We start from the raw sequence: 10,037 nt of genomic DNA, 5'->3' as shown, positions 1-10,037 counted from the left end.
TTTGTGTGAATACTTACAGTTTACCCCAATGAAACGCTATGAGTTTTTTTGTTGCACTATATTTTACAATTTATCACTTGTAAAAACAAAATAATCCCGATCTAAGACCGGGATAGTTTCTAGATATAGAATAGTTTTATTAAAAATTAATGGATTTCATAATCCAAATCACTCAAATCCTTCTTTCCTTGTGTATCTTCCAATAAAAATGGCACTTGTTGCATCCCTTTGATACCCGCCACTAGTGAAGTTGGGAAGGTTACTATGGCTTGGTTGATTTGGCTAATATTACTATTGACAATGCGTTTAGAAGCCGCCAAATCTTCATTCTCGTCAGCAATTTCTTTTTGCAAGGCCAAGAATTGGTTTGAAGACAAGAGCTCAGGATAATTCTCACCTACTGCTCGGATTTGTGCCAAAACATCGTTTTGATTGGCAATGACTTGGTTGGATTCTTGGATTGACGCACCTTGACGAAGGGCTACTAATTCGGTAAAGACTTTCTCTTCATGTTTGGCATAGGCCTTAGCTGCCTTCAACATTTCAGAAATGGTATCGTAGCGTTTGACAAGAGTGATATCCACCGTTCTCTTTGCTTCTTCAATCATGACCTGATAACGGTTCAAACGGTTGCTTTCTCCGATAAACCACATAACAACGACAAGAGCAAAAACGACAATGGCAATAAATAATCCTAACATAGTAATTCTCCTTTAAATATATTGGTTAATTCATCAATGAGATCAATCTCCCTACAGAGTTTTTGATACTCTGCAGCAATCGAAAGACTTTCGATTGCATCTTTTCTTTTCGGTGTTGGGAAAAGGTAGCGGTTAGTATATAAGGAAATATAGATTGTATCTTGTACTAAATACACACACATGGCATTTTGAGAAATTTGCTGATCAAACCATTCTAGTATCTTGGGTTTTAAGAATTTTCGAGCAGCCAGTTCATCTGTACAATAAATATTGTAATTTTCATTGTTTTGGATATCTTCTGTTTCAATTTGGACTTCATTAGGTCCAGCACCCGGATAGGCACCTTTGACTTCTCTTTTTAAAAAGAAAGATTTCTTGGTTGGAACAACTCTCAAGTGCCCAGGAAATGAGATCGGAGCTTTTAATGAAAAAATCTGACCAGCAAAATCCTCAACTTCTTCACGGACCGTATGAGTATTCCCGCTAGAGTCTCTCTTTGTTCGCGTCTCAATATGATAAGCATAGAGATTGGCTACTACGAGATTCTTTTCATCATGGAAAGACAATTGATGAAAGAGATCAAACTTAGTCGATCTCGGACTAATGACCTGCAGGACATTCATTGGGTAGTCAGCTGTCAGAGTTAGCTCCGATTGAGGGAAGACTTCTTTCAGAATGGGACAAAGAAAATCTGTAATATAAATCTCTTCATTGGATCGAACCTGATCTCCGAATAAGGCTTTTCGTTTTTTGTATGCTGGTAAATAATAAAACACCACTACAAGAAGAATGATAACAATCGCTGCTCGCCATCTAACAAGTTGGAAGGAGAGAAAAGCTAGAATACCACCAAGAATGGTGGCGTTTCTCCAATGAAGATTATTCTTCATTTGTTCCTTCATAATGAGCAACTTAGCCTGATATTGTTCTAATTTTTCCAGTTCACTGATACGTTTAAACGTTTCTTGTGACCACTTGTTGTTTGGACTGTTTTGATCATACACTATAACCATCTCCTTTCAAACACAAATGAATCCATTTATTTACATCATTATATCACCGGTAGTCATAAGAGGCAAACAAATTTATGTATTTGCTTACAATGAATTTTTACAAAAAAATCCCCTACCAAACGGTAAGGGATTGAGGCATCTTTCGATGAGAACAGCAGGTTCACACAACTGTTCAAGGTCCGCTCCTGCGTTACAATTGAATGTAGACCTCCTCAGCGCAAAAGGCTCCTAAGAGCCAATCGACTCATCGCATAAAACTAGTTTACCATGAACGGCCAAAAAATGTCAAGAAGCTCGTTCTAGACTTCCTTTTAAATAACTTAAAAGAAATTGAGCAAAGCTAAACTCCTTCTAATTTTTACATTAGGGGCTTCATAGGCCCTTCGATAGTCTTTTGCATCCAGACGATATCATGCCACTGATCAAATTTGTAGCCAATTTTAGGAAAATGAGCAACTTTCACATAGCCTCGTTTCTCATGGAGCGCAATACTAGCTGGATTTGGCAGAGCGATGCAAGCTAAGAACCGCAAATAACCACGCGCCTCCAACTCCGACTCTAATGCCTCATACAAACGAGAACCCAGTCCTTGCCCACGATAATCCTGATCTACATAGACAGATACTTCCACCGCCCAATCATATGCTGATCGATCATAATAGGTTGAGGCATAGGCATAAGCAAGGACTTGACCGTCTACTTCAGCTACTAAATAGGGAAAACGTTGAAGGATCTTTTCGATACGCCCTTCAAATTCCTCAATCGTCGGAACCTGGTATTCAAAAGTGATGGCTGTTTTCTCAACATAAGGGGCATAAATCCTGACAAGTTCAGGAGCATCTTCAAGTGTGACTGGTCTTATCTTCAGCATGGTCTTCTCGCTTTCTATCTCTCTATTATACCCCAAAAGCACAAAAATAGAGGTTGTCCGCCAACCTCTATATATTTTTTTAGAACAAGCCTAAAGCAGTACCATCTTCTGCTACATCCATGTTCAAAGCAGCAGGACGTTTTGGTAATCCCGGCATAGTCATCACTTCACCTGTTAAAGCAACAATGAAGCCTGCACCAGTCTTAGGTACCAATTCGCGAATGGTAATGTCAAAACCAGACGGCGCCCCGAGGAGACTTGGATCATCTGAGAAACTATATTGGGTCTTAGCCATACAAACTGGCAACTTGTCCCAGCCATTTTTCACGATTTGAGCAATCTGAGTTTTGGCTTTCTTCTCAAAGACAACATTGTCAGCCCGGTAAATTTCTTGGGCAATCTTAGTGATCTTTTCTTCAACAGAAAGGTCATTATCATAAAGACGAGTGTAGTTGGCTGGACTTGTTTCAAGTGTCTCCACTACTGTTTCTGCTAGGGCCAATCCTCCATCAGCACCATCAGCCCAAACGCTCGCCAATTCAACAGGAACTTGAATAGAAGCACAGAGTTCTTTCAGAGCTGCAATTTCAGCTTCTGTATCTGTGACAAATTCATTAATAGCCACTACTACAGGAACTCCGAATTTACGCATATTTTCAACGTGGCGCTCCAAGTTCGCAAAACCTGAACGAACAGCTTCTACATTTTCTTCAGAAAGAGCATCTTTGGCAACTCCACCATTCATCTTCAAAGCACGAATCGTTGCAACAATCACCACTGCAGATGGGCTAACAGGAAGATTTGGTGTTTTGATATCCAAGAATTTTTCGGCTCCCAAATCCGCCCCAAAACCTGCTTCTGTCACTACATAATCGGCTAAACGAAGAGCGGTTGAGGTAGCTAAAACAGAATTACATCCATGGGCAATATTAGCAAAAGGTCCACCATGAACAAAGGCTGGAGTTCCATAGATGGTTTGAACCAAGTTTGGCTTGATCGCATCTTTCAGAATCAAGGCAAGCGCCCCTTCTACTTCTAAATCGCGGACATAAACTGGACTACGATCATAGCGGTAACCAATCACAATATTAGCCAAACGGCGTTTCAAGTCTTCAATATCTGTCGCCAAGCAAAGGATGGCCATGATCTCAGAAGCAACGGTGATATCAAATCCGTCTTCACGAGGAATCCCATTGAGCGGTCCACCGAGACCAACCGATACGTGTCGCAAAGCACGGTCATTCAAGTCCACTACCCGTTTCCAGATAATCCGACGTTGGTCAATGCCTAGCTCATTTCCTTGATGCAAATGATTGTCAATCAAGGCAGATAAGGCATTATTGGCTGTCGTAATGGCATGCATATCCCCCGTAAAATGAAGATTGATATCCTCCATTGGAAGAACTTGGGCATAACCTCCACCTGCTGCTCCCCCTTTAATCCCCATTACGGGACCTAAGGAAGGTTCGCGAATGGCAATCATGGTTTGTTTCCCGATTTTATTTAAAGCATCTGCCAAACCAATGGTGATGGTAGACTTCCCTTCTCCTGCTGGAGTCGGGTTAATCGCTGTTACCAAGATGAGCTTTCCTGGTTCTTCCTTTTGAACGGCTTGGATCTTGTCAAAGGTTAATTTCGCCTTATACTTTCCATAGAGTTCTAGGTCATCGAAGTGAATACCCAATTTCTCTACCACATCTGTGATTGGTTTCAATTCAATACTTTGTGCAATCTCGATATCTGTCTTCATCTGAATCTCCTCACTATTTAATAATCCTATTATACAGAAATTTCACAAGGATATATATTTTAAATCTCAATCTTTTCTCGTTCGTTCGGTTTTTGCTTAGTAACTCTGCTTTTTCAGCCTTTATTCCATTTTCTTATACCTCTCTATATGAAATAACTATGAGTCCCTTCATCATCTACTCTACCGCCTTTGTATCCCCTTGACCAACAATCGTAAGAGCCGTGTTCTTGGCTTTACTAAAATATAAAATTCTTGTAAAATAAGCCTATGAATATTTTGATTACTTCCGGTGGTACGAGTGAAAAAATCGATCAGGTTCGTTCGATTACCAACCATTCCACTGGTCAACTTGGAAAAATCATTTCCGAACGTTTTTTAGAGGCAGGTTTTTCTGTGACTCTGGTGACAACCCCAACTGCGGTTCAGCCTAAAGAACATCCTCATTTAAGAAGGATATTCATCAAAGATGTCGCTGAACTTCAAACCGTCCTTGAAAAAGAAACTCCAACCCACCTGGTGCTCATCCATGCCATGGCTGTCTCTGACTACAGCCCTGTCTATATGTCAGGCTTTCAAGCTGTCAAAGAAGCTAGCAATTTAGAGCAATTTCTTCATCAATCCAACAAGGAATCGAAAATTTCTTCAGAGGAAGATTACCAAGTTCTCTTTTTGAAGAAAAATCCTAAGTTGATTTCCTTAGTAAAAACGTGGAATCCAGATATTCGCTTAATCGGCTTTAAACTGCTGGTTGATGTAGCACAGGATCAACTGCTAGCCGTTGCTCGTGCTAGTCTCGAAAAAAATCAGGCAGAAATGATTGTTGCCAATGATTTGAACGAAATTCAAGACGGAAAGCATCGGGCTTATTTAGTTACGAAAGATGCTACTCAAATAGCCGAAACGAAATTGGATATTGCTCAAAAAATCTACCATCACATTATAAACAAAGGATAAAACCTATGGCGAATATACTACTGGCTGTAACTGGAAGCATTTCTGCCTACAAGGCAGCAGACCTCACCAGTCAATTGACCAAGCTCGGTCACCAGGTAAAGGTTCTGATGACTCCTGCAGCTACAGCTTTTATTACCCCTCTAACCCTTCAGGTCCTCTCCAAACAAGCTGTCCTGGTAGAGGTCATGACAGAAGAGGATCCAAAACAAATCCAACATATTGACTTGGGGAAAGAGGCCGATCTTTTTCTAGTCGCACCTGCTAGTGCCAATACCATTGCAAAATTAGCCCACGGCTTTGCAGATAACATTGTTACCAGCACTGCTTTGGCCCTCCCGTCTGAGGTAAAGAAATTCCTAGCACCCGCTATGAATACCAAGATGTTGGACCACCCCGCTACACAAAACAATCTTGAAACTCTAAAAAGCTACGGCTACCAAATCATCCCACCGCGTGAAGCTTTACTAGCTTGTGGCGATCAGGGATCTGGCGCTTTAGCTTCCATCGAAACCATTCTAACTACTATACAGGAGTCGCTCTCATGAGAAAATCTTCTTCATCCATTGCACAAATTTCTATCTTCTTCGCTATCATGGTGACCATTCATTTTACATCAACCATGATCTTCCAATTCTTCCCCTTTCTAATTCCACCGACTTTCGTCCATATCCCAGTGGTCATTGCCTCCATTCTTTATGGACCTCGTATTGGTGGAACCTTGGGACTCTTGATGGGACTCTTTAGCCTTACCATCAACACCATCGTTCAGCTACCAAGTAGCTATTTATTCAGTCCCTTTGTTGAAAAAGGAAACATATACTCTCTGATCATTGTACTGGTTCCCCGTATCCTCATCGGGATCACCCCTTACTTTGTGTACAAGTTGATCCATAATAAGTCCGGACTGGCAATCGCTGCAGCTGTTGGATCTTTCACCAACACTTTCTTTGTGCTTTCAGGTATTTTCATCTTCTTTTCAAAAAATTATCCAGGTGGTATCCAAGCCTTCCTCGGTGCTGTTTTAACCACCAACTCATTGATTGAGGTCCTTGCGACAGTCATTCTGACACTAGCGATTATCCCACCTCTCTCAAAAGTTAAGAATTCATTATAAGTCATTTTCGTTTATCACACTTTTCAAATGAAGGTGTGATTTTTTTGTGGACACTCAGCATATAAATTTGAAAACAATTGCTATTGAATCTAGTTTTTTCAGAAAAAAAATGCTATAATGTAAGCGATTAATTTATAGAAATAAGGAGTTGCACTATGACTTATCAAGAAAACTTCCAAAAATGGGCTGATTTCGCTGACCTACCAGATTACCTTCGTCGTGATTTGGAAAACATGGATGAAAAAACGAAGGAAGATGCCTTCTACACAAACCTTGAATTCGGTACTGCTGGTATGCGCGGATTGATTGGTGCTGGGACTAACCGTATTAACATCTACGTTGTTCGTCAAGCAACTGAAGGTTTGGCTCGTTTGATCGAATCTAAAGGTGGAAATGAAAAAGAACGTGGAGTTGCAATCGCTTATGATAGCCGTCACTTCTCTCCAGAGTTTGCTTTTGAATCAGCAGCCGTTCTTGCTAAACACGGTATTAAATCCTATGTCTTTGAAAGTCTCCGTCCAACTCCAGAGCTTTCATTTGCAGTTCGTCACCTCAACTGTTTTGCAGGGATCATGATTACAGCTAGCCACAACCCTGCTCCGTTTAACGGTTACAAGGTATACGGTGAAGATGGTGGCCAAATGCCTCCACACGACGCGGACGCATTGACAACTTATATCCGTGCCATTGACAATCCTTTCGCTGTAGAAGTTGCGGATGTAGAAGCTGAAAAAGCATCTGGTTTGATTGAAGTCATCGGTGAAGCTGTCGATACTGAATACCTCAAAGAAGTAAAAGACGTTAACATCAACCCAGCCTTGATTGAAGAGTTTGGCAAAGACATGAAGATTGTCTACACTCCTCTTCACGGTACTGGTGAAATGTTGGCTCGTCGTGCTCTTGCTCAAGCAGGATTTGACTCTGTTCAAGTCGTTGAAGCTCAAGCAACTCCAGACCCAGACTTCTCAACTGTTAAATCTCCAAACCCTGAAAGCCAAGCAGCCTTTGCTCTTGCAGAAGAACTTGGTCGCCAAGTAGGAGCTGATGTTCTTGTGGCAACTGACCCTGACGCTGACCGTGTCGGTGTTGAAGTCCTTCAAAAAGACGGTAGCTACCTTAACCTTTCAGGTAACCAAATCGGTGCCATCATGGCTAAGTACATCTTGGAAGCTCACAAAAATGCTGGTACACTTCCAGAAAATGCAGCCCTTTGCAAATCAATCGTTTCAACTGACTTGGTAACGAAGATTGCTGAAAGCTACGGCGCAACTATGTTCAACGTCTTGACTGGTTTCAAATTTATCGCTGAAAAAATCCAAGAATTCGAAGAAAAACACAATCACACTTACATGATGGGATTTGAAGAAAGCTTCGGTTACTTGATTAAACCATTCGTGCGTGATAAAGACGCTATCCAAGCTGTTCTTGTTGTTGCTGAGCTTGCTGCTTACTACCGCTCTCGTGGTTTGACACTTGCTGACGGTATCGAGGAAATCTACAAAGAGTACGGCTACTATGCTGAAAAGACAATCTCTGTTACACTTTCTGGTGTTGACGGAGCTGAGCAAATCAAGGCGATTATGGCGAAATTCCGTGAAAACGGTCCAAAAGAATTTAACGCAACAGCAGTTTCAATCACTGAAGACTTTAAAGCACAAACATCTACTGCCGCTGATGGCACTGTAACAGCCTTAACTACTCCTCCAAGTGATGTATTGAAATACACGCTTGCTGATGGATCATGGATTGCAGTTCGCCCTTCAGGTACTGAACCAAAAATCAAGTTCTACATTGCAGTTGTTGGTGAAAGCAACGAAGATTCACAAGCTAAGATTGCTAACATCGAAGCTGAAATCAATGCCTTTGTAAAATAAGCAACCACAAAAGATGAGATCAACCAATCTCATCTTTTTTTCGTATCAAAATACAGCATTTTTTCGCCCTTTATGGCATACTAGATTTATAAGAAAGCGAGGTACTCCCATGGAACAATTTTTAGAAGATATTAAAGATCTTGAAGTAACCACTGTTGCGCGTGCGCAAGAAGCCATCGATCAAAAAGAAACAGCAACCTTCTTTATTGGACGCAAAACTTGTCCTTACTGTCGTAAGTTCGCTGCTAAATTAGCAACTGTCGTAGCCGAAACTAAAGCTCATATCTACTTCATTAATAGTGAAGAACCAAGTCAACTTGATGCTTTGCAAGCCTTCCGCTCTACCTATGGCATTCCAACTGTTCCTGGATTTTTACATGTCGAAGCCGGTGAAGTTACCGTTCGCTGCGACTCATCCATGTCAGAAGAAGAAATCAAAGCATTCGCTCATCTATAAAAAATTAGCTAGAGATTATTCTCTAGCTAATTTTCATTTTCTGTAAAAGTCGTCCAAATCTTCTGCTGAGGTTTGGCAAAAGGATAGGCCGAAAATTCTTCTGGTTGCAACCAAACAGTCGATTCACTGGTTGCTTGTTCTCCTTCTTTTACTAATCCGTACCGGATTTGAACCTGCCACTTGCGATGCGAAAATACATGCTGGACTAAGGGATAAGTTCTCTCTTGCCAATCAATGACCAAGTCATAGTCCTGCTCAAAGGAGAGAATCTCTAGATTGCCCTCTGCTTGTTCTTTCTCGTCCAGCAGAGACAATTGGCCCAGGTTCTCAGATAGACTATCCACTTCAATCAAGGGAAAATGCCAGAAGCCTGACAAGAGTCCTTCTCGCTCATTTTTCTCCAGCAAGTAGCGCCCTTGACTATCCTTGATAATAAAGGCTGTAAGATAGACTGATACTGGTTTCTTCTTAGGAGCCTTGATGGGATAACGATCCATGGTCCCATGTTGGTAGGCTGCACTAAACTCCTTGACAGGACTTTCTTCCGGCCGTGGGTTGACTGGGGACTCGATATCTGAGCCCAAATCCATCAAAGCCTGATTGAAATCACCCGGACGCTCTGGATCAATCAAGACTTCCATCATAGCTTGAAAAATCTTACGATTAGTCGGAACTCCGATATCGTAGTCCACCTCAAACAAACGAGCTAAAACCCGCATGACATTGCCATCCACTGCTGGCTCTGGCAAGCCAAAGGCAATACTAGCAATGGCACCAGCTGTATAAGGTCCAATTCCCTTGAGTTTAGAGATAGCCTCATAGCTTGATGGGAAAACACCCCCATGGTCCTCCATGATTTGCTGAGCAGCTTTCTGCATGTTGCGAACCCGTGAGTAATAGCCCAAGCCCTCCCAAGCTTTTAAGAGCTTTTCTTCAGGGGCTTGAGCCAGATCAGCAATCGTCGGAAACCAATCTAAAAAACGTTCATAATAAGGAATCACCGTATCGACTCGTGTTTGCTGGAGCATAATCTCTGAGATCCAAATTTTATAAGGATCCTGGGTCTTTCTCCAGGGGAGATCTCGTTTATTGGCATCATACCAGGCTAATAACTTTTCTCGGAAAGAGGCAATTTTCTCCTCCTCCCACATATTAATCCCATAGTCTTTTAAATCCATCATATTCCTAGTATACCATAGAATGACTTCTAGTTTAGAGATTCTGATTTTATAAGATAAATTGCAAGAATAAGTGCAACATTTACTTGAACTCATCCTCTAGAGCTTCACAAGCAGTTCTGTAA

Annotated in this window: 10 protein-coding genes; 5 read left to right on the top strand and 5 right to left on the bottom strand. The window is 41.5% G+C overall.

Features of this window, described 5'->3' with window-relative positions; genetic code table 11:
* Positions 1-146 precede the first annotated feature (146 nt).
* The 4 genes from K1J10_RS09260 to K1J10_RS09245 all read right to left on the bottom strand — a co-directional run bounded on the left by K1J10_RS09260 (position 147) and on the right by K1J10_RS09245 (position 4,335).
* A complete protein-coding gene (locus K1J10_RS09260; protein ID WP_223357012.1) occupies positions 147-701 on the bottom strand; it encodes a LemA family protein in 555 nt (184 codons plus the stop codon).
* Positions 695-1,714 carry a DUF3137 domain-containing protein gene (locus K1J10_RS09255; RefSeq protein WP_223357010.1) on the bottom strand — a complete coding sequence of 340 codons (1,020 nt, stop codon included), beginning with the start codon at positions 1,712-1,714 and terminating at the stop codon, positions 695-697. The genes K1J10_RS09260 and K1J10_RS09255 overlap by 7 nt, the downstream gene beginning before the upstream one ends.
* A 358-nt stretch (positions 1,715-2,072) precedes the next feature.
* Positions 2,073-2,585, bottom strand: coding sequence for a GNAT family N-acetyltransferase (locus K1J10_RS09250; RefSeq protein WP_223357002.1), 513 nt, complete (start codon positions 2,583-2,585; stop codon positions 2,073-2,075).
* A 79-nt stretch (positions 2,586-2,664) separates the two neighbouring features.
* Entirely contained in the window at positions 2,665-4,335 is a 1,671-nt protein-coding gene (locus tag K1J10_RS09245) for a formate--tetrahydrofolate ligase (RefSeq protein WP_048788993.1), read from the bottom strand.
* Positions 4,336-4,602: 267 nt separating this feature from the next.
* Here K1J10_RS09245 and K1J10_RS09240 point away from each other — a divergent pair, with 267 nt between their 5' ends.
* The 5 genes from K1J10_RS09240 (at position 4,603) to K1J10_RS09220 (ending at position 8,734) form a co-directional block, all read left to right on the top strand.
* Entirely contained in the window at positions 4,603-5,289 is a 687-nt protein-coding gene (locus tag K1J10_RS09240; RefSeq protein WP_223357000.1) for a phosphopantothenate--cysteine ligase, read from the top strand.
* Positions 5,290-5,294: 5 nt separating this feature from the next.
* Positions 5,295-5,834, top strand: a complete 540-nt coding sequence (gene coaC / locus K1J10_RS09235; protein WP_223356994.1) for a phosphopantothenoylcysteine decarboxylase — start codon at positions 5,295-5,297, stop codon at positions 5,832-5,834.
* Complete coding sequence (locus K1J10_RS09230) at positions 5,831-6,403, top strand: ECF transporter S component (RefSeq protein ID WP_125329433.1); 573 nt, start codon at positions 5,831-5,833, stop codon at positions 6,401-6,403. The genes coaC and K1J10_RS09230 overlap by 4 nt, the downstream gene beginning before the upstream one ends.
* A 155-nt stretch (positions 6,404-6,558) precedes the next feature.
* A complete protein-coding gene (locus K1J10_RS09225) occupies positions 6,559-8,277 on the top strand; it encodes a phospho-sugar mutase (protein WP_223356993.1) in 1,719 nt (572 codons plus the stop codon).
* Positions 8,278-8,386: 109 nt separating this feature from the next.
* Positions 8,387-8,734, top strand: coding sequence for a thioredoxin domain-containing protein (locus K1J10_RS09220; protein ID WP_061563945.1), 348 nt, complete (start codon positions 8,387-8,389; stop codon positions 8,732-8,734).
* A 26-nt stretch (positions 8,735-8,760) separates the two neighbouring features.
* On the opposite strand, the gene mutY is transcribed toward K1J10_RS09220, so the two are convergent.
* A complete protein-coding gene (mutY, locus tag K1J10_RS09215; protein WP_223356992.1) occupies positions 8,761-9,915 on the bottom strand; it encodes an A/G-specific adenine glycosylase in 1,155 nt (384 codons plus the stop codon).
* Positions 9,916-10,037 lie beyond the last annotated feature (122 nt).

The organism is Streptococcus australis, assembly GCF_019930045.1.
Taxonomy (GTDB): Bacteria; Bacillota; Bacilli; order Lactobacillales; family Streptococcaceae; genus Streptococcus; species Streptococcus australis_D.
The sequence above is the reverse complement of the archived record's forward strand: the minus strand, read 5'-3'. Positions and strand labels throughout refer to the sequence as shown.